Below are 18,574 nucleotides of genomic sequence, written 5' to 3'. Positions count from 1 at the left end.
CGAGAGGGCTTGCAGGCTTCAGCGAGTATCGCCCCAACGGTGGGGCGACAGGCTTACAGCTCGATGCAGTCGAACTTCACATCGGTGGCGACGTCTTCGTCGTAGTTGACGTCAGCGCGCTCGAAGCCGAACAGATTGAGGAACTGCTTCTTGTAACCGGCATAGTCGGTCAGCTGGAACAGGTTCTCGGTGGTCACTTGCGGCCACAGGGCCTTGCAGGCGTCCTGTACGTCGTCGCGCAGCTCCCAGTCGTCCAGACGCAGGCGGGCCTTCTCGTCCACCGGCATCGGTGCGCCGTCGGCGCGGTACATGCGGTCGCGGAACATGCGGTCCAGCTGGTCCTGGGTGCCTTCGTGAACGCCCTTCTCCTGCATGATCTTGAAGACCATCGACAGGTACAGCGGCATCACCGGAATGGCCGAGCTGGCCTGGGTGACCACGGACTTGAGCACCGCCACGTTGGCGCCGCCCTTGATTTCGCTGGCCAGCTTCTTGTCCAGGCGCAGGGCGGTTTCATCCAGGTCCTGCTTGGCCTGACCCAGGGCGCCGTGCCAGTAGATCGGCCAGGTGATTTCGGTGCCGATGTAGCTGAAAGCCACGGTACGCGCGCCTTCGGCCAGCACGTCGGCTTGGCTCAGGGCGTCGATCCACAGTTGCCAGTCCTGGCCACCCATGACGGTGACGGTGTCGGCGATTTCCTGCTCGGTGGCCGGCTCGATGCTGGCCTCGATGATGGTGTCCTTGTTGGTGTCGATGGCGGTCGACTTGTACGGCTGGCCGATCGGCTTGAGCGCCGAGCGCACCAGTTCACCGGTCTGCGGCAGCTTGCGCACTGGCGAGGCCAGGGAGTAGACGACCAGGTCGACCTTGCCGCCCATTTCGTTCTTGATCAGCTCGATGACCTTGGCGCGGGCTTCGTCGGAGAAGGCATCACCGTTGATCGACTTGCTGTACAGGCCGGCTTGCTTGGCGAACTTGTCGAAGGCAGCGGCGTTGTACCAACCCGCGGTACCGGCCTTGGTCTCGGTGCCCGGCTTTTCGAAGAACACGCCCAGGGTGTCGGCCTTGAAGCCGAAGGCTGCGGTGATGCGCGCCGCCAGGCCGTAGCCGCTGGATGCGCCGATGACCAAGACCTTCTTCGGACCATCCTCGCGCACGCCCAGCTTGCGGGTGGCTTCGATCTGGTCACGGACGTTGAGCTCGCAGCCCTTCGGGTGAGTCGTGGTGCAGATGAAACCGCGAACCTTAGGATGAATGATGGCCAATGTCTGTACCTCTTCAGGTTTGTGCCGAGGAAGCGCGCCGCAGGGGACGGTTCCGTTTGATCAGAGGGTGAGACTACCCCCGCAGGTTATCCGACACATATTACGGGCTGAACCGGGGGATTCAAAACGGCGGTTCGCCCGTGCCGGCCCCTTTCTCGGGTGAACCCGCTCCCACCGGCACTGCGCAGCATTCGAGCCCTGCCTGGCCGTGGGAGCGGGTTTACCCGCGAAAGCGCCGCAGCAGACGACTTCAACCTACCGCCAAAGCCTCTTTCAACCACCCCAGAAACCGCCGGGCCAGCGGATCGTCCTGGCTGTCCCGATGAATCAGGCAGCTCCAGACCGGCCCCCGCACTCGCTGTGTCGACAATGGCTGCAGCCGCCCTTCCTCCACCGAACGCCGGGCCAGCAGCTGACTGACCAGCGCAACCCCCAACCCCTCGCCAGCCGCCTCCAGCAACAAACCCGGGTCGGAGAAATTCAGCCCTTTGCCTTGCTGCCCGACGTCCTCGCCGCCTTCCAGCTGCCAGTGGCTCCAGTCCATCTCGCGTTCCCCATGCAAGGTCGTGCGCCGGGCCGCCGGGGTCGCCAGCAGGGTCGGATGGCAGGCGGGATAGAGTTCGTCCTGGTGCAGCACGCTGAAGCTGCATTCAGCCTGGGCACTGAGGTCGTCGCGCACAGCCAGGTCGATGGTCTGGGTGCTCATGTCCGGGGCCTCGAAGCTGGTGAACAGCCACAGGTCGACGTCCGGACAGCGTTGATGAAAGTCCCTCAGGCGCGGCAGCAACCAGTGACGGGCAAAGGCCGGCGTGGTGTTGACCACCAACTGGTTGGGCTTGCGATATTGATCGAGGCGACGGATCCCCACCGCCAATTGCTGCAACAGGGCCTGAGTGGTGCTGAGCAAGTCATGCCCGGCATCGGTCAGGCTGACGCTGCGGCCATTGCGATGAAACAACGGCTGCTCCAGGTAGCTCTCCAGGCTGCGGATCTGCTGGCTGATCGCCGACTGGGTGAGGTTCAGGGCCTCGGCGGCCTTGTGGAAGCTGCCCAACCGGGCAGCGGCTTCGAAGCCGCGCAGGGCGTTGAGCGGGGGCCAATGCTTGAGCATGCTGATAAGCCTGACTGATCAGAAATACGCTAAATCTATCGTTTGTCGCTGCCTCTTCCTAGCAATAGCATGGACATCAACACCCGCGACGGCGGGCTTCGTTGATAAAAATCCCTAATAGATCGGAGTTCACTATGCACCTGTCCCACGACAGCGGCTGGCGCATGCCCGCCGAATGGGCCCGCCACGCTGCCACCTGGATGATCTGGCCGCACAACCAAGCACTCTGGGAAACCGGCTGGGGCGTGACCCTGGCCGACGTGCAGCGCGACTATGCCCGCGTGGCCGCAGCCATCGCCCGCTTCGAGCCGGTGAAAATGGTCGTCGACCCGTCCGCCATGGCCAGCGCCAGCGCCCTGTGCGGCGCCGGTATCGAGCTGATCGCGTTGGCGGTGAACGACAGCTGGTGCCGTGACAGCGGCCCCAGCTTCCTCGTCCATCCGCAGCAGGGCGTTGCAGGCGTGAGCTGGCGCTTCAACGCCTGGGGCGGCAAGTCCGAGCATGGCCTGGACCGCAGCCTGGCCCGGCGCATCCTCGATCAGCTGGGCCTGCTGGGCTTTAGCACGCCACTGTGCAACGAAGGCGGCGCCATACACGTCGATGGCCAGGGCACCTTGATCACCACCGAGTCGGTGCTGCTCAACCCCAACCGTAACCCAGGCCTGGGCAAAGCGGACTTCGAAGACGTCTTCGCCCGCCTGCTGGGCATCGAAAAGACCATCTGGCTGCCGGGCGACCCGCAGTACGTCACAGGCGACATGACCGATGGCCACGTCGATGGCGTCTGCGCCTTCGCCCGCCCCGGCGTGCTGCTGGTGGACGCCACCCACGACCAAGACTCGGTGTACGCCGAAGTCGCCCGCGAGAACCGCCGAGCCCTGGAGCTGGCCACCGACGCTCAGGGGCGCTCGTTCGAGCTGCTCGATCTGTACGAAGCCAGCGCCGCTGTCGACCCGCATGCCGAGGTGTTCTGCGCCTCCTACACCAACTTCTACCTGGCCAATGGCGCCGTCATCATGCCCGCCTACGGTATCGATGCCGACCAGACCGCGGCTCGTCAGCTGGCCCTGGCCTTCCCCGACCGCGAGATCGTCCCAGTGCGCATCGACCATATCGCCCATGGCGGCGGCGGCATCCACTGCATCACCCAGCAACAGCCCGCCTGGCCACTGCAGAAGGTGCGCCCATGAGCCGCTTGCGCATCGCCACCACGCAGATGCCCTGTGACTGGAACCTGCCCGGCAACCTCGACCGTGCCGAGCAACTGGTACGCCAGGCCGCTGCCCAGGGCGCCCAGGTGATCCTCTTGCAGGAGCTGTTCGCCACGCCGTATTTCTGCATCGAACAACGCCACCACCACCAGGCGCTGGCCGAGGACTACCACGACAGCCCCCTGCTGCGGCGCTTCGCGGCCTTGGCCAAGGAGCTCGGTGTGGTACTGCCGCTGAGCTGGTACGAACGCGCCGGCAATGCGTTCTTCAATTCGCTGACCGTGGCCGACGCTGACGGCCGCTTGCTGGGCGTCTACCGCAAGAGCCACATTCCCAACGCCATCGGTTACCAGGAGAAGGAGTACTTCAGCCCCGGCGATACCGGTTTCAAGGTCTGGGACACCGCCTTCGGCCGGCTGGGAGTCGGCATCTGCTGGGACCAGTGGTTCCCCGAGACCGCACGCTGCCTGGCGCTGATGGGTGCCGAAGTGCTGTTGTTCCCGACCGCCATCGGCTCCGAGCCAGGCGCCGCCGAACTCGACTCCCGCGACCACTGGCAGACCGCCATGCGCGGCCATGCGGCAGCCAACCTGGTGCCGGTGGTGGCCGCCAACCGGGTCGGCCAAGAGCTGGCGGGCAGTGACGACAACCTGTCGATGCGCTTCTATGGCTCGTCGTTCATCTGCGACCACAAAGGTGCCCTGCTCGCCGAGGCCGACCGCGACAGCAGCGGCGTCTGGCTGCATGACCTGGACCTGGCACAAATGCGCGAGGACCGCCTGAGCTGGGGCATCTACCGCGATCGCCGCCCCGATCTGTACGCGCCGCTGATGACCCTCGACGGCCGCACACCTCAACCCACGGGAGCCTGACCCATGCCACGCCGTCCATTCCAATGGTTCGCCGTCATCGCCCTGGTGAGCGCCACCAGCCTCGCCCAGGCCGAGCAGGAACCCCTACGCCTGTACAACTGGGCTGACTATTTTGCCGAGGACACCCTCAAGCGCTTCACCGCAGAAACCGGTATCCCGGTGATCTACGACGTCATGGACGGCAGCGAGGTGCTCGAAGCCAAGCTGATGTCCGGTCGCAGCGGCTATGACCTGGTGTTCCCCGGGGACACCGTGGCCGAACGGCTGATGCGCGCCGGCAGCCTGCAGCCCCTGGACCCGGCGAAGCTGACCGCGCTGGACGACATCGACCCGGGCCTGCGCAAACTGCACGCGCAGTACCCCAAGGCGAGCCAAGCCACCGTGCCCTACACATCGGGCACCATCGGCCTGACGGTCAATGCGCAGAAGATCCGCGAGCGCATGCCCGACGCGCCGCTCGACAGTCTGGACTTGCTGTTCAAGCCGGAGCTTGCCGCCAAGTTCGCCGATTGCGGCATCTCGATGATCGACTCGCCCGACGAAGTGCTCGCCGTGGTGCTCCACTACCTGGGCCGCGAACCGCGCAGTGCCAAGCGCGAAGACCTGACCGCCGCCAGCGATCTGCTCAAGGCGGTCCGCCCCTACGTGCGCAAACTGCAATCGCAACCGGTGACGGAGCTGGTCAATGAGAACATCTGCCTGTCACTGGGCTACAGCGGCGATGTGATCCAGGCCCAGCGCGCCACCGAGGCCGCCGGCAAGTCCATCGACTTCCAGTACCGGGTCCCACGTGAAGGCACCACGATCTGGATGGATACCATGGCCATCCCCGCCGACGCGCGCCACCCCGATTACGCCTATCGTTTCATCAACTTCGTGATGCGCCCGGAAAACATGGCCGCGATCAGCAACGCCACCGGCTACCCCACCGCCAGCGCCAAGGCGCGCCCCCAGGTGGACGCACGCCTGCGCGACAACCCGGACATCTACCTCGCTGAAGCCACCTACGCCCGGTTGATCCCCGGCAAAGACATCCCCCAGGCCGATATGCGTGCGCGCATGCGCATCTGGACCCGCTTCAAGACTGCACAGGACTGACCCATGCCCACCCGCCGCACCTTTCTCCAGCAGCTGTCGATCGCCGCCGGCATCGGCGCTGCCGCCAGCCTCGGGCTGCCCCTGGGCAGCGCCCGCGCCAGCGAGGTTGATCGCTGGTTCATGCCCGACGAAGGCGAACCCCAGCAACGCACCTACCTGGCTTTCGGCGCCCAGGATGCAATCTGGGAGGACTTCACCTCGGACGTGCAAGCCGCGCTCGGCCGCATTGCCCAGGCCATCGCCGGTTACCAGGCGGTCACGGTGTTCTGTCGCGCCAGCGAGCGTGGGCTGGCCGAACAATACTGCGCCAGCCCCAACACCACCTTCGTCACCACCGAGCTGGACGACATCTGGATGCGCGATATCAGCGCCAACTTCGTGGTCGATGACAACGGTGCCCTGGGTGCGGTGGGGTTCAACTTCAACGGTTGGGGCGACAAGCAACGCCACCGCAAGGACACCCAACTGGCGGCCCTGGTGGCAAAGCTTGCCGGTGTGCCATTGCAGCGCAGCGAGCTGGTCGGTGAAGGCGGCGGCATCGAAGTGGACGGCCATGGCACCGGGATCATGACCCAGAGCTGCTGGGTCAACGCCAACCGCAATCCGGGCTGGAAACTGGCCGAGGTCGAGGAGGAACTCAAGGCGCGCCTGGGCCTGCGCAAGATCATCTGGCTGCCTGGCATCGCCGGCAAAGACATCACCGATGCCCACGTGGATTTCTATGCCCGCTTCGTGCGTCCTGGCGTGGTAGTGGCCAACCTGGACAACGACCCGACGTCGTACGACTACGCGGTGACGCGCAAACATCTGGAGATTCTGCGCAACGCCACGGACGCCGACGGCCGCCCGTTGCAGGTGCACACGATGCCTCCACCGCTGGCGCCACGGCGCAGCAAGTTCAGCCAGGGCAATCCGGACTTCGCCGCTGGCTACATCAACTACGTTGTCATCAATGGGGCGGTCATCGCGCCGCAGTTTGGCGATCGCGACGCCGACGAAAAGGCGCGCGCGCTGCTGGCCCGGTTGTACCCGGGCCGTGACGTAGTGCAGTTGAACATCGATGCCATCGCCGCCGGGGGCGGCGGTATCCATTGCGTGACCAGCCACTGTCCGGCCCTGTGAACGAGCCGCGCCTTCAGTCTTTGGAGGCGCGCCGTCGCCCGGTGAGCATCGACAGGGGCAGGTTTTCCTTCAGGCGCAGGCTTTCGACCAGCGCCGCGAGCAGGTGCACGCAGACCAGCGCCAGCAGCGCGTTGGCCAGGAAGCTGTGCACATCGTTGGGCCAATCGACGCCCCACAGGGCATCCACCTCCTGGGACAACCAGCCGGTCACTCCCAGCCCCACGACGCAGGTGAGCATCAGCACCATCACCAAACCGCCGATCGGCGTATGACCCAGTCGGTGGTAATGCTCACCCCGCCGCAAGGCCCGGGCATGCGCCGCAAGGCGCGTCGGGGTCGGCCAGAAGTCCGCCCAGCGCGCACTGCGCGGCCCGACGAACCCCCACACCAGGCGCACGCTCACCACACCGAGTGCGTAATAGCCCAACCACTGATGCCAGTCGTCACCTTCCTCGTTGAAGAACGAGTTGGCGAAGAACACGAACACCAGCGACCAGTGGCAGCACCTGAGCAAGGGGTCCCAGAGGCGCACGCTGGCCATCAGTCACGGATCTCGCTCTTGACCGCCTTGCCGCTCACCGGGTCGTGGTAGATCTCGACCTTGCGTCCGTCCTTGTCGAACCCGTAGATCTCATAGCAGTTGCCCTTGGTGATCTTGAACTTGTTGATGCGGTAGCCCTGCTCCTTGAGCTGGGCCTGGAACTGGTCGGCGTCCTGCCAGGTGCTGCGCTCGGCGGTGGTGCACTTGGGTTCGGCGAAGGCGCTGGCACTGGCGAGGACCAAGGCAGTGGCGATCAGGATATGGCGCATGACGGGAAGCTCCGTTTGTGATGGGAAGCCGCAGTGTGCGACGCGAAGCTGAAGCCAAGCTTAGTGCCAGCGGCCTACGGACGCCCTGAAACGACACCATTGATTTGAATTTCAGATCAATGCAAAAGAAAAACAAACTTAACAAATGAACCAAACCCGCCGATGCTGCCGGTAATACGCCGAGCCGGCGTCCATCCCTTGCACGGAGAACAACAAGATGAACGACGTGGTCATCGTCGCCGCAACCCGTACCGCCATCGGCAGCTTCCAGGGTGCCCTGGCCAATGTGCCCGCCGTGGACCTGGGCGCCGCCGTCATCAAGCGCCTGCTGGAGCAGACCCAACTGGACCCGGCCCAGGTCGACGAAGTGATCCTCGGCCAGGTGCTGACCGCCGGCGCCGGCCAGAACCCGGCGCGCCAGGCCGCGATCAAGGCCGGCCTGCCCTACAGCGTGCCCGCACTGACCCTGAACAAGGTCTGCGGCTCGGGCCTCAAGGCCCTGCACCTGGCTGCCCAGGCCATCCGCTGCGGCGATGCCGAGGTGGTGATCGCCGGCGGCCAGGAGAACATGAGCCTTGCGCCCTACGTCCTGCCCTCGGCCCGTACCGGCCAGCGCATGGGCCATGGCCAACTGGTCGACACCATGATCACCGACGGCCTGTGGGATGCCTTCAACGACTACCACATGGGCATCACCGCCGAGAACCTGGTGGAAAAATACAGCCTCACCCGCGAGCAGCAGGACGCCTTTGCCGCCGAGTCCCAGCGCAAGGCGGTGGCCGCCATCGAGGCGGGCCGCTTCAAGGATGAGATCACCCCGATTGTCCTGCCGCAGAAAAAAGGCGAGCCGCTGGTGTTCGACACCGACGAGCAACCGCGCCCCGGCACCACCGCCGAATCCCTGGGCAAACTGCGGCCGGCCTTCAAGAAAGACGGCAGCGTCACCGCCGGCAACGCCTCCAGCCTCAACGACGGCGCCGCCGCCGTGCTGCTGATGAGCGCGAACAAGGCCAAGGCCCTGGGCCTGCCGGTGCTGGCGAAGATCAGCGCCTACGCCAGTGCAGGCGTGGACCCGGCGATCATGGGCATCGGCCCTGTCTCGGCCACCCAGCGCTGCCTGGACAAAGCCGGCTGGCAACTGGGCGAGCTGGACCTGATCGAGGCCAACGAAGCCTTCGCCGCCCAAGCCCTGGCCGTGGGCAAAGCGCTGGAGTGGAACGCCGAGCGCGTCAACGTCAACGGCGGCGCCATCGCCCTGGGCCACCCCATCGGCGCTTCGGGCTGCCGCGTGCTGGTGACCCTGCTGCACGAAATGATCAAGCGTGACGCCAAGAAAGGCCTGGCGACGCTCTGCATCGGCGGCGGGCAAGGCGTGGCACTGGCGATCGAGCGCTGATCCATCGCCCTGGGGGCGCAGAGCGCCCCCTATGGCCTGGGCCTCACACCTTGCCCTTGGCCGCCTTCACATCGCCCGCCAGGCCACCCGAGGCCCCCGCAATGGTGGCGCCTGCACCCGGCAGCACCTGGGTCACGGTTTGCGTCACGGAGCTCTGCACGTGGCGGGTGTACTCGGCCACTTGAACGCCCGCGCGCATATGGGCCGAGACCGTCTGGGGCGTCAGTATCGTGCGGGTGAAGGTCGAGCTGACAGTGCGGAACAGATTGCCCAGCGCCGAGACGATGGACACGATTGTCAGCACCACGAATGGAATCGACAGCCACATGATGCTCATCTTGAACAGCGCCAGCTCCGTGCCCAGCCCCTGTAGGCGGCGGCAGTACTGCACGCACACGCACAGATAGATCATCGCCAAGACCGAGATGGCCAGCAGGTCACGCACATCGAACGCCACCCGTGCCGTCAGCAGCCCATAGATCAGCGCACTGACCAGCACGTCCGGCACCAGCACCTTGAGCCCCTCCACCGCCTTGGCGATATTGTAGAGCACAAAGCCAATGAGCACGATCCAGCCCAACACCGGCACGAAGCTGAAAGCAATCACCAACAGCGACAGCAAGATGCCCTGCAGCATCCCGTGATAGAGCTTGTGACGAATGAGATAGAACACGAAGTAGCCAAACGAGAAGGCCGCGATCGCGAGCAGGGAGGCGGTCATCATCTCGCGATCAAGGAAAAAACTCGGGAAGCCAACGGCGATCATGAACGCCAGGCACAGGTATCCGCTCTTTTGCATCGAACAATCATCCATGGGGGGAGGCCGCGATCGGTGGGATGCCTCCATCGCGGGCATGGATGCTACTAATGTGCCACTACCCTGTCGAGCGCGACTTCGCCTCTCTTGCCGGCACAAAAAAACGCTACATCGATCACGATGTAGCGTCAGCTCAGGGCTCGAATCAGGCCAGTGCCGTACGGCGCAACTCCCGCGCCGCGGCCACCATGTTGACCAGCGCCGCCTCGGTCTCCAGCCAGGCACGGGTCTTCAGGCCGCAGTCCGGGTTGACCCACAGGCGCTCGGCGGGGATACGCTGGGCCGCCTTGTTCAGCAGCCCGATGATGTCGTCCTTGCTCGGCACGCGCGGCGAGTGGATGTCGTACACGCCAGGGCCGATCTCGTTCGGGTAGTCGAAGCGCTCGAAAGCCTCCAGCAGCTCCATGTCCGAACGCGAGGTCTCGATGGTGATCACATCGGCGTCCATGGCCGCGATCGACTCGATCACATCGTTGAACTCGCTGTAGCACATGTGGGTGTGGATCTGCGTCTCGTCACGCACGCCCGAGGCGCACAGGCGGAAGGCCTCGGTGGCCCATTCCAGGTAGTGCGGCCAGGCGCCACGGCGCAGCGGCAGGCCCTCGCGGAAGGCGGCTTCGTCGATCTGCACGATCTTGATGCCCGCCGCCTCCAGGTCCAGCACCTCGTCGCGGATCGCCAGCGCCAGCTGGCGGGCCTGGACTTCGCGGCTCACATCCTCCCGTGGGAAGGACCACATCAGCATGGTCACCGGGCCCGTCAGCATGCCCTTCATCACCTTGTCGGTCAGGCCCTGGGCGTACTGGATCCAGCCGACAGTCATGGCCTTCGGCCGGCTCAGGTCGCCGAAGATCACCGCCGGCTTCACGCAGCGCGAGCCATAGCTCTGCACCCAGCCAAAGCGGGTGAAAGCGTAGCCCTCGAGCTGCTCGGCGAAATACTCGACCATGTCGTTGCGCTCGGCCTCGCCGTGCACCAGCACGTCCAGGCCGAGGTGTTCCTGGATCTGCACGGCATGGCGGATCTCGCTCTGCATGGCTTCGACATAGTCGGCCTCGGTCAGCGTGCCCTGCTTGAACGCCTGGCGCGCCAGGCGGATCGCAGAAGTCTGTGGGAACGAGCCAATGGTCGTGGTGGGAAACGCCGGCAGATCGAGCCCCGCCCGCTGCTTGGCGATGCGCTGCTCGAAGGGCGACTGACGCTGGCTGTCCTTGGGCTGGATCGCCGCCACGCGGGCCTGCACCGCCGACTTGTGGATGCGTGGCGACGTGGCGCGGCTGGCCTGCACGGCGCGGCTCTGGGCCAGCGCCGCGATCACCTCATCCGCCTCAGGCGTGTTGATCGCCTTGGCCAGCAGCGCCACTTCCTGGCACTTCTGCACGGCGAAGGCCAGCCAGCTCTTGAGCTCGGCATCGAGCTGATCTTCGCGGCCCAGGTCCACCGGGCTGTGCAGCAGCGAGCACGACGGCGCCACCCACAGGCGATCGCCCAGGCGCTCGGCGGCGTAACGCAGCACGTCCAAGGCCTTGTCCAGGTCGCAGCGCCACACATTGCGGCCGTTGACCACGCCCAGGGAGAGGATCTTGTAGGCCGGCAGGCGGTCGAGGATGGTCGGGAACTGCTCCGGCGCCCGCACCAGGTCGATGTGCAGGCCATCGACCGGCAGGTTGGCCGCCAGGCCCAGGTTGTCTTCCAGGCCGCCAAAGTAGGTGGCGACCAACTTTTTCAGCGGCGCGCGCTGCAGGATGTTGTAGACGCGCTCGTAGGCGTTCTTCCAATCCTGGGGCAGATCCAGCGCCAGGATCGGCTCATCGATCTGCACCCACTCCACACCTTGGGCGGCCAGGCGGTTGAAGATCTGGTCGTATAGCGGTAGCAGGCGATCCACCAGCTCCAGCTTGTCGAAATCGGCGCCCTTGGTCTTGCCCAGCCACAGGTAGGTCAGTGGGCCGATCACCACCGGCTTGACTGCATGGCCCAGGGCCTTGGCCTCTTCCACTTCCTCGAACAACTGCTCCCAGCTCAGGGCGAACGCTTGGTCAGCGGTGAACTCCGGGACCAGATAGTGGTAGTTGGTGTCGAACCATTTGGTCATTTCCTGGGCGTGGCCACCGCCACAGCAGCTGTCGCTGACGCCTCGCGCCATGGCGAACAGGGTGTTCAGGGTCGGCTTGGCCCCCTCGTGGCCAGCAAAGCGGGCCGGAATCACGCCGAAGGTCAGCGAGTGGGTCAGCACCTGGTCGTACCAAGCGAAATCGCCGACCGGCAGCAGCTCGATCCCGGCGTCCTTCTGCACCTGCCAGTGGGCGGCCCGCAGCGCCTGGCCCACGGCGCGCAGGCCGGCTTCGTCCAGCTCGCCCTTCCAGAACGCCTCCTGGGCCTTCTTCAGTTCGCGGTCCCCACCGATACGCGGAAAGCCCAGGTTGTGCGCCAGTGCCATGTCTTATCCCTCAGAAATCTTGAAATTGAATGAGGGAATTTTCCCGGCTGAGGCATTGTGAGACAAACTCATTAAATTTGAGATCAACTCAAGATTTGCTCATGATCGTCGGCTGTCTTGCTCCCTGGCGAATGCTTCACCGCCCCACTGGCGCAACGATGGGTTTGAGCGCAACAAAGCACCTGTGGGAGCGGGTTCACCCGCGAAAGGGCCAGCACAACCACCTCGAATGTCTCTTTCAGCGCATTTCCCTACGCAACCCGACATGACCCAACCCTCGCCCTGCTCCACAATGCCACCGTGCCCCAACCCGATACCCGAGCGCCCATGAGCCAGCTGAAAACCGCGCTGCACGACAACACCTTCGTCTGCATCCTGGAGTTCGTGCCCAAGTCCTCCAGCGAGCGCTTCGCCAGCATCGAAGCCCTCATGGCGCGCCAGCACCTGTGCGGCTGGCCCATGACCATGGCCATCGCCGACCGGGTCGGCAGCCCCTTCGAAATGTCGCCGCTGGACGCCTATTCAAGCCTTGAGCAACCGCTGCCCGCGCTGTTGCACTTCTCCGGCAAGGACCGCGAGCGCCACCACTTGCTGGAGCAGTTGCAGCAGATGGACGCCGCCGGCCTCGACCAGCTGCTGTTGCTCACCGGCGACCGCCTGCCCGGCCACGTCCCCGGCCAGCGCCCGGTGCGCTACCTCGAATCCATCGCTGCCCTGCAGACCGTGCGCCAAGCCCGCCCCGACTGGCTGCTCGGCGCCGGCATGCACCCGTTCAAGTACCGCGAGGAAGAAGGCGGCGCCCAATACTTCAAGGCCGAAAAGAAGCTCGCCGCCGGCGCGGACTTTCTGTCCCTGCAACTGGGCTATGACGCCAGCAAGCACCTCGAAGCCATCCAGTGGATGCGCCGCCAGCCCCACCCCAAGCCGCTCACGGCCTGCGTGATGGGCCTCACCCTGGGGCGCGCGAAGCTCTTCGAGCACGTCGCTGGCATCGTCGTCACCCCGTCCATGCACGATGTGCTCGCCGCCGAAGCCGCCGTCTCCAAGGCCCACGCCCAAGCCCGCAGCCTCGAACGCCTGGCCCTGCAGATCATCGGCCTGCGCCTGATGGGCTATGCCGGCATCCACCTCTCCGGCATCCACGACCTGGAGCAGCTGGACACCCTGGAGCGCAGCCTCGAGCACTGGCAGGCACGCCTGCACTCGCTGGAGCAATGGGCCCCCGCCTGGCAAGCGTGCTGGCAGATGCCCGGCCTGCCCGACGTCACCTTCCACCCGCCCGGTGCCAACTGGCGACTGGGCGAGTCCCAGGTCAGCGCCTCGCCCAAGGAGACCGCGCGCTATCACCTGCTGCACGGCCTGCATTCGCTGCTGTTCAGCCGCCGCAACCCACTGAGCCAGGCCTTCGGCTGGGCCGTGCAACGCCCGCTGTGGAACACCCCCACCGGCGCCCGCGTGCTCCATCGCCTGGAGCGCAGTGCGAAAAGGCCCCTGGTCGGGTGCGACACCTGCGGTACCTGCCGCCTGGAAGACACCCTCTACATCTGCCCGGAAACCTGCCCCAAAGGCCTGGCCAACGGCCCCTGCGGCGGCACCACGCTCAACCGCTGCGAGTTCGGCGATCGCGAGTGCATCCACAGCGTGAAGTACCGCACCGCCAAGGCCGTCCGGCAAACCGCTGTGCTCACCGAACGCCTGATCCCCTGCATCGACGCCGACACCCGCCACCGCAGCTCCTGGCCCACCTGGTTCCAAGCCCCCGCCGCGACCACCACCATCGCCAAGCCCTGTGGCAGTGGCCTTGCGCCGCAGTCGGTCACCGAGGCCGAGCCCAAAGCGCCTGCCCTGCACGCCAGCAAAGTGCCCGAGCTGGACAACTGAGCCCAAGGCGATTGGGCCCAAAGGTGGCCCTGCCCGCCCACCCCACCTACACTCACCGGCCATCAGGACGCCAACGCAGTTCAAGGACCGGCATGAACGAAACGCTCTCCGAAGCCAACAAACTCGCCGACCTGATCGCCCAACGCCAACTGATCACCTACGACGTGGTGGAGCAAACGGCCAAACACCCGGTACACGCCAAACCCTTGTCGGTGTACGAGCAAGACTTTCGCCGCGTGCTGATGAGCGTCATGGCCAAGGACCGCCACGCCGTGGAAATCGTGGCAAACCCCGAGCGGTTCACCCATGAGCCCAAGGCGACCTGCAACAGCATGGTCCTGCTCTACAACACCATCCTCTCGCTGCCCGACACCGCCCTATCGGCCGGCCTGCTGCGCAGCATGGCCGCAGAAGTGGCCAACCCGCAGTAAGGAGCAGCACGCGCAGTGGGAGAAGTGTGCGCAGCACGCCCCCTGTGGGAGCGGGTTTACCCGCGAAGAGAACACCACCGCCCCCCCTCCCTCCCACTTATCCACAGCCCAAACAAAAGCCGCGTCCTGACAACAAGACGCGGCTTCAATCAAGCATCACGGGCTAACTGCCTACGCGCTCCTCATCGCCCAGCAACTTGCCACACTGTTCACTGGCCAACCGGCTGATGATCTTGATCGCCTGATGAATCCCCGCCGAGGCGCGAAAGCTCAGTTGGGGTTCGTGCTCGCACTCCAGTTGCTCGTCGCGCTGCACCAGCGATTCACCGAGCAGTTCGAGGGTCCAGACGTAGCTTTGTAGGGTGGTGAGGCGTTCGTGGTCAGTCATGGGGCACCTGCCTTGGGGCTGGCGTTGGGTTGCCCTGGGTGTGGATGGGGTAGAAGCGGTGGGGGGTCGGGGTTGGGGGGGTTGGGCGGAGAGCGGATGCGAGGATCCTGAGTGTGCTCAATATAAACATGCATGAGGCTCCAAGTTAGGTTGGAGCTGCCACGCACCGTCGCCAAACAATGGGTGGCAGCTGTACGCAGGTTGGCGAACCGGGAACTTGGAACCCGGCAGACCCGAGGGTCTCCCACGCACAGCCGCCATAGCACGAAGCCGCGAGCACAAAAAAAGCGCCTGCAGTCGTGTGGGGCGCTGATGCGCCAAGTTTATCCGGGTCGCCAAACCCGGTCGCGGAATTTGCCGCGACCCGGGGAATTTATCCCTGGGGCTTGATCAGCGCAAGGACTGGGGTTTGATCTGAAAGGTATTGCTACGAAATCCCGCTCAAACCTCGGATCGCTCCGTGACTCACAGCTATTCAGCCAAACCATAGAGCCACGCTATTTCTGTGGGAGCGGGCATCCCTGCGAAAAAGGCAGCACGACCTCCAGACCTAACGACATCTTTTATCCACAGCCCAACAGGAGGCGGCAGCTGTGCGCAGGTTGGCGAACCGAGGAAAAGGAACCCGGTAGACCGAAAGGTCTCCCGCGCACAGCAGCCATAAATCGGAACCGCCGGCATTGAAAGGTGCTTGGGGTCGTGCGGGGTATTGAAGCGTCAAGTTGTGGTGGCAGCGGTGCGCAGCTTGGCCGACCGGGACGAAAGAGCCCGGCACACCCGAAGGCGTTCCACGCACCACTGCCATGATGCGGCCTGGAGAACCTATCTTTGTCACTCACTCAACACAAGGCCTGAGCCTCCTCTGAAAGGTCTTGCGACGATATCGCCCCTCGCACAGGGCTAACCCGACGGATAGCCATACCGTTGGGTACAGAAACGTCATTGAAACGATGAGTGGTTAGGGCTGAAATCCAGCAAGACGGCATAATGGCATCGCATTTTTTACGACCCCTCCACCACCCCGCCGTCGCGAGCCCCTTTGTAATGAATACCCAAACACGCTACTCGATCATCCTGGAACACAGCGCCGAGGTCCTCCTCGAAAACGCCTCCATGGCCCAGGTGGAAGCGTTTTGGGATGACAACGATGAGCGGTATTTCGGGTTGCGGATTGAAGATGAGCGCAGCGCTCATGCGCGGGTGATTGTTACGGATGAAGTGCCGGATGAGGAAGAGGATGGGGTTGTGGTGCTCTGTGCCTGATAGGTGGCTCCAAAATCCTTCACTAGAATTCTCCTGATGAATTGGCTGCCAGTATTGGAAGTGTCGAAGTAAAAGGCCCGTGCAATGCGGGCTTTTTAATGCGCACAGAGGAATGAGATACGTCAAGATGGTGCGGAGACAGGAATCGAATTAGGGGGATCTAGGCCCCGTTTTTATTGTCACGTGACCTCTATAGCACCGAACCGTATACCTAACCATATACCTAAAACCCAACTCACCCTCGATCCTCAGCCTCAGTGGCATCGCAAGACACATCCCGCTGAGCGGCAGCTCTGCCTGCCTGTCTTCTAATCGGTTGATTGGCTGGCCGGCTGGCTAATCAGGTATGCGCACTCTTGGGTAATCAACCACCGGGATGCAGTCGCGCTCTGAGCAAGCTTCACGACCTAGGCACGATCAGACGAATGAAACAGAAGACGGACATCCCAGGGAAAATCTCAGCTGCAGGGAAACCGCGAGTCCCCGTACCCGTGTAGGGAGGGGGGTATGGGGAGGACCCAAGAAACGGCAAATGCGGACCCCCACCCGGAATATAAGCCAGTGAGCAAGACACTAACGATAAGCTGCAGGGTTCCCGGTCCATACCCTCGCCAAGCGGCCAAGTTCGGGAAGTCTAGGGGCTTGCCGCGCTGCTGGCATAAGCCCTTTCCGGGGCGTGGGGACTGTAACATTAAAAAACGGTGTTCTTGGTGTTCTTCGTGTTCAGAATGCGCTGGAAGCCAGGAACCACGTGGCCTATAGCCAAGGAACACCATGGCGAAATATGTGGAACACGAACGTGCAAGAACACAAAGGGTGTTCCGTGCCCGTTAGAACCAGGTGAAGAACTGTGGATGGGGCTTAACGTGGCTATGGCATAGGTTAGGTCGGTACACCTGTACAGAAGCTGCCAAAGGCGAAAGACAGCAATAGGCCAGAAGCAGACCTTTGATCTGTTAGACGCATGGCTCCCGTGGGTGAGCGAGAGCTATTTCAGTACAGGTCAGGCGAACAATGCTGACTTGACGAGAACATTAAAGTTTCTGCGTCTTTTTCCGATAATGCAGTAGCTATACCTCATCATAAACAAACGTTTTAATTCAGGACCATGGTAATAATGAAAAATCAAAAGCTGACGAGCAATACTGCTCTTGGGGGTTCACAGTCAATTAATAGAGGAAAAAACTTTCGTGATCTTATGAAGCGAGTCGCATTGATTGGCGCCGTTCTTTGCTTTTTACTTTTTATCATCCCAGCCAATTGGCGACTTGTATATTTTTCAACAAGTGTACTTTTTCTAGTAGCCGGGATCGGAGTTAGGGCGATGCAAATCCTCCACCCGGGGAAATATATATTCACCGAGCTTTTGGAGGGCATAGTAAATTGGTACGAAAGTCTTGAGCGCCGCCATCAACTTTACCTTAATGTCACCCTGTGCCTCCCTTTTCTTGGTTATCTTTACTTGCTGGACGCAAACAATTTATTTGCGCCGATCGCCATATTGTTTTTTATTTACTGCCTAGGTGTCGTTGCGCATGATGTTTATCGCATCTACGCAATTCTTTATGAAACCTCGGTTGGCAAGGGGCTTATTGCCATCGCATTTGCTATTGGCTCTAATCTCGCGTTCAGCATCGCGGGGAAAATAATAGCCGGAATGACTCATGTACCGCCTACAACCTTTCCTCATACGTTGTCTTTTTTAGCAATCTTTGCAATTCCATTTCTTTTTATTGCTGCGGGAACAATTTTCATCCCTATCTCAGTCGTAATGGCGCCACTCTTAATTTACGGATCGAGTTTTGCGACAAATGCACCACGACTCACAAAGTGGATTTTTGGGGTTGAGCCTAATAGCAAAGGAAGTCGCTACATTGTTGCGACGGTGATTTTCCAGATAATTTTTTATTCGGCGATTGGAGGGTTCACACCAACAACATTGCTTCTTCTGCTAAATCGATACGACCAGCAAATAGAATTAGCAATTGGAAAATCAATATACGAATTCGACATGTATCCTGGCACAGAATGCAAGATGGGTTTTAGCTATCGCCAAGCATCGCTAGGTGACGAGAACTATATTCTGGCAAGTAAACAATCAACGGGAATAACATTCGAACCGCCCAAAAAATGTGCTCTCTGACGTGCTCCTTGCTAGCGTGGTGTTTCAGAAAGATTGCAAAAAAAAAGAAATTGGAGGTGACGTAAAGGCCTTAAACGCCAACGTCCTGACTGGGTTAGTTCGATGCTAGCCTTGCTGCCCGTGCGGCCCTCTTGGGCATTGCGGTGATACATCACCGTCGGTGTCTTCACAAAATACCTGTGAGGACGCTTCAATCGATCTCCCCGGTCGCACAGGATCTTCAAAACGGTGCGCTTCTTTCTCACCATGAACAACATTGTGGGCTGCTTTAGGTCCAGGCTGTGTGAAAACACATTTTTAGAACGATTCCGCCATGGGCGCATCGA

The 18,574-nt window shown here is 62.5% G+C and carries 17 protein-coding genes; 9 read left to right on the top strand and 8 right to left on the bottom strand.

Annotated features, from left to right (window positions below; genetic code table 11):
- Window positions 1-53: 53 nt before the first annotated feature.
- Together fabV and ABOA88_RS10540 are read right to left on the bottom strand one after the other, a co-directional pair.
- The gene (gene fabV, locus ABOA88_RS10545; protein ID WP_070576356.1) at window positions 54-1,265 is read right to left on the bottom strand and encodes an enoyl-ACP reductase FabV; all 1,212 of its coding nucleotides are present in this window, start codon (window positions 1,263-1,265) and stop codon (window positions 54-56) included.
- A 250-nt stretch (window positions 1,266-1,515) separates the two neighbouring features.
- Entirely contained in the window at window positions 1,516-2,376 is an 861-nt protein-coding gene (locus ABOA88_RS10540; protein WP_182816394.1) for a LysR substrate-binding domain-containing protein, read from the bottom strand.
- Between the two features lie 134 nt (window positions 2,377-2,510).
- On the opposite strand from ABOA88_RS10540, the gene ABOA88_RS10535 reads away from it, so the two are divergent.
- The 4 genes from ABOA88_RS10535 to ABOA88_RS10520 are packed head-to-tail and all read left to right on the top strand — an operon-like array spanning window position 2,511 to window position 6,679.
- A complete protein-coding gene (locus tag ABOA88_RS10535) occupies window positions 2,511-3,566 on the top strand; it encodes an agmatine deiminase family protein (RefSeq protein ID WP_367851590.1) in 1,056 nt (351 codons plus the stop codon).
- Entirely contained in the window at window positions 3,563-4,459 is an 897-nt protein-coding gene (aguB, locus tag ABOA88_RS10530) for an N-carbamoylputrescine amidase (RefSeq protein WP_196170815.1), read from the top strand. The genes ABOA88_RS10535 and aguB overlap by 4 nt, the downstream gene beginning before the upstream one ends.
- Before the next feature lie 3 nt (window positions 4,460-4,462).
- Window positions 4,463-5,557, top strand: coding sequence for an extracellular solute-binding protein (locus ABOA88_RS10525; protein ID WP_196170814.1), 1,095 nt, complete (start codon window positions 4,463-4,465; stop codon window positions 5,555-5,557).
- A 3-nt stretch (window positions 5,558-5,560) separates the two neighbouring features.
- The gene (locus ABOA88_RS10520; RefSeq protein WP_367851591.1) at window positions 5,561-6,679 is read left to right on the top strand and encodes an agmatine deiminase family protein; all 1,119 of its coding nucleotides are present in this window, start codon (window positions 5,561-5,563) and stop codon (window positions 6,677-6,679) included.
- A 13-nt stretch (window positions 6,680-6,692) separates the two neighbouring features.
- On the opposite strand, the gene ABOA88_RS10515 is transcribed toward ABOA88_RS10520, so the two are convergent.
- Both ABOA88_RS10515 and ABOA88_RS10510 read right to left on the bottom strand, forming a co-directional pair.
- On the bottom strand, window positions 6,693-7,220 hold the full coding sequence (locus ABOA88_RS10515; protein WP_196170812.1) for a cytochrome b/b6 domain-containing protein: 528 nt from the start codon (window positions 7,218-7,220) through the stop codon (window positions 6,693-6,695).
- Complete coding sequence (locus tag ABOA88_RS10510) at window positions 7,220-7,489, bottom strand: PepSY domain-containing protein (RefSeq protein WP_367851592.1); 270 nt, start codon at window positions 7,487-7,489, stop codon at window positions 7,220-7,222. Before ABOA88_RS10510 ends, ABOA88_RS10515 begins: the two co-directional genes overlap by 1 nt.
- 217 nt (window positions 7,490-7,706) lie before the next feature.
- On the opposite strand from ABOA88_RS10510, the gene ABOA88_RS10505 reads away from it, so the two are divergent.
- Window positions 7,707-8,885: an acetyl-CoA C-acetyltransferase gene (locus ABOA88_RS10505; protein WP_182816408.1), complete on the top strand. Its 1,179-nt coding sequence runs from the start codon at window positions 7,707-7,709 to the stop codon at window positions 8,883-8,885.
- 43 nt (window positions 8,886-8,928) lie between these two features.
- Here the strand turns inward: ABOA88_RS10505 and ABOA88_RS10500 are convergent, their stop codons facing one another.
- Both ABOA88_RS10500 and metE read right to left on the bottom strand, forming a co-directional pair.
- The gene (locus ABOA88_RS10500; RefSeq protein ID WP_367851593.1) at window positions 8,929-9,684 is read right to left on the bottom strand and encodes a hypothetical protein; all 756 of its coding nucleotides are present in this window, start codon (window positions 9,682-9,684) and stop codon (window positions 8,929-8,931) included.
- A 163-nt stretch (window positions 9,685-9,847) separates the two neighbouring features.
- Window positions 9,848-12,142: a 5-methyltetrahydropteroyltriglutamate--homocysteine S-methyltransferase gene (gene metE, locus ABOA88_RS10495; protein ID WP_367851594.1), complete on the bottom strand. Its 2,295-nt coding sequence runs from the start codon at window positions 12,140-12,142 to the stop codon at window positions 9,848-9,850.
- Between the two features lie 327 nt (window positions 12,143-12,469).
- On the opposite strand from metE, the gene ABOA88_RS10490 reads away from it, so the two are divergent.
- Entirely contained in the window at window positions 12,470-14,023 is a 1,554-nt protein-coding gene (locus tag ABOA88_RS10490; RefSeq protein ID WP_367851595.1) for a methylenetetrahydrofolate reductase C-terminal domain-containing protein, read from the top strand.
- 92 nt (window positions 14,024-14,115) lie between these two features.
- Window positions 14,116-14,454 carry a hypothetical protein gene (locus tag ABOA88_RS10485; RefSeq protein ID WP_367851596.1) on the top strand — a complete coding sequence of 113 codons (339 nt, stop codon included), beginning with the start codon at window positions 14,116-14,118 and terminating at the stop codon, window positions 14,452-14,454.
- 163 nt (window positions 14,455-14,617) lie between these two features.
- Here ABOA88_RS10485 and ABOA88_RS10480 read toward each other — a convergent pair whose 3' ends face one another.
- Window positions 14,618-14,842 carry a hypothetical protein gene (locus tag ABOA88_RS10480; RefSeq protein ID WP_070576377.1) on the bottom strand — a complete coding sequence of 75 codons (225 nt, stop codon included), beginning with the start codon at window positions 14,840-14,842 and terminating at the stop codon, window positions 14,618-14,620.
- Window positions 14,843-15,886: 1,044 nt separating this feature from the next.
- Between ABOA88_RS10480 and ABOA88_RS10475 the strand changes: the two genes are divergently transcribed.
- Entirely contained in the window at window positions 15,887-16,105 is a 219-nt protein-coding gene (locus ABOA88_RS10475; protein ID WP_043209622.1) for a hypothetical protein, read from the top strand.
- Between the two features lie 1,117 nt (window positions 16,106-17,222).
- On the top strand, window positions 17,223-18,248 hold the full coding sequence (locus tag ABOA88_RS10470) for a hypothetical protein (RefSeq protein ID WP_367851597.1): 1,026 nt from the start codon (window positions 17,223-17,225) through the stop codon (window positions 18,246-18,248).
- An 11-nt stretch (window positions 18,249-18,259) separates the two neighbouring features.
- Here the strand turns inward: ABOA88_RS10470 and ABOA88_RS10465 are convergent.
- Window positions 18,260-18,574, bottom strand: a 315-nt coding sequence (locus ABOA88_RS10465; RefSeq protein WP_440127976.1) for a hypothetical protein, incomplete at its 5' end; no start/stop codon positions are given.

Origin of the sequence: Pseudomonas sp. PKS (assembly GCF_051913525.1) — a bacterium.
In the GTDB taxonomy this organism is placed as follows: Bacteria; Pseudomonadota; Gammaproteobacteria; order Pseudomonadales; family Pseudomonadaceae; genus Aquipseudomonas; species Aquipseudomonas guariconensis_D.
The sequence above is the reverse complement of the archived record's forward strand: the minus strand, read 5'-3'. Positions and strand labels throughout refer to the sequence as shown.

Excerpts from the sequence above, each read along its gene's own strand:
- ABOA88_RS10540 (WP_182816394.1), bottom strand. The coding sequence starts at position 2,376 with ATGCTCAAGCATTGGCCCCCGCTCAACGCCCTGCGCGGCTTCGAAGCC.
- ABOA88_RS10535 (WP_367851590.1), top strand. The coding sequence starts at position 2,511 with ATGCACCTGTCCCACGACAGCGGCTGGCGCATGCCCGCCGAATGGGCC.
- aguB (WP_196170815.1), top strand. The coding sequence starts at position 3,563 with ATGAGCCGCTTGCGCATCGCCACCACGCAGATGCCCTGTGACTGGAAC.
- ABOA88_RS10525 (WP_196170814.1), top strand. The coding sequence starts at position 4,463 with ATGCCACGCCGTCCATTCCAATGGTTCGCCGTCATCGCCCTGGTGAGC.
- ABOA88_RS10520 (WP_367851591.1), top strand. The coding sequence starts at position 5,561 with ATGCCCACCCGCCGCACCTTTCTCCAGCAGCTGTCGATCGCCGCCGGC.
- ABOA88_RS10515 (WP_196170812.1), bottom strand. The coding sequence starts at position 7,220 with ATGGCCAGCGTGCGCCTCTGGGACCCCTTGCTCAGGTGCTGCCACTGG.
- ABOA88_RS10510 (WP_367851592.1), bottom strand. The coding sequence starts at position 7,489 with ATGCGCCATATCCTGATCGCCACTGCCTTGGTCCTCGCCAGTGCCAGC.
- ABOA88_RS10505 (WP_182816408.1), top strand. The coding sequence starts at position 7,707 with ATGAACGACGTGGTCATCGTCGCCGCAACCCGTACCGCCATCGGCAGC.
- ABOA88_RS10500 (WP_367851593.1), bottom strand. The coding sequence starts at position 9,684 with ATGCAAAAGAGCGGATACCTGTGCCTGGCGTTCATGATCGCCGTTGGC.
- metE (WP_367851594.1), bottom strand. The coding sequence starts at position 12,142 with ATGGCACTGGCGCACAACCTGGGCTTTCCGCGTATCGGTGGGGACCGC.
- ABOA88_RS10490 (WP_367851595.1), top strand. The coding sequence starts at position 12,470 with ATGAGCCAGCTGAAAACCGCGCTGCACGACAACACCTTCGTCTGCATC.
- ABOA88_RS10485 (WP_367851596.1), top strand. The coding sequence starts at position 14,116 with ATGAACGAAACGCTCTCCGAAGCCAACAAACTCGCCGACCTGATCGCC.
- ABOA88_RS10480 (WP_070576377.1), bottom strand. The coding sequence starts at position 14,842 with ATGACTGACCACGAACGCCTCACCACCCTACAAAGCTACGTCTGGACC.
- ABOA88_RS10475 (WP_043209622.1), top strand. The coding sequence starts at position 15,887 with ATGAATACCCAAACACGCTACTCGATCATCCTGGAACACAGCGCCGAG.
- ABOA88_RS10470 (WP_367851597.1), top strand. The coding sequence starts at position 17,223 with ATGAAAAATCAAAAGCTGACGAGCAATACTGCTCTTGGGGGTTCACAG.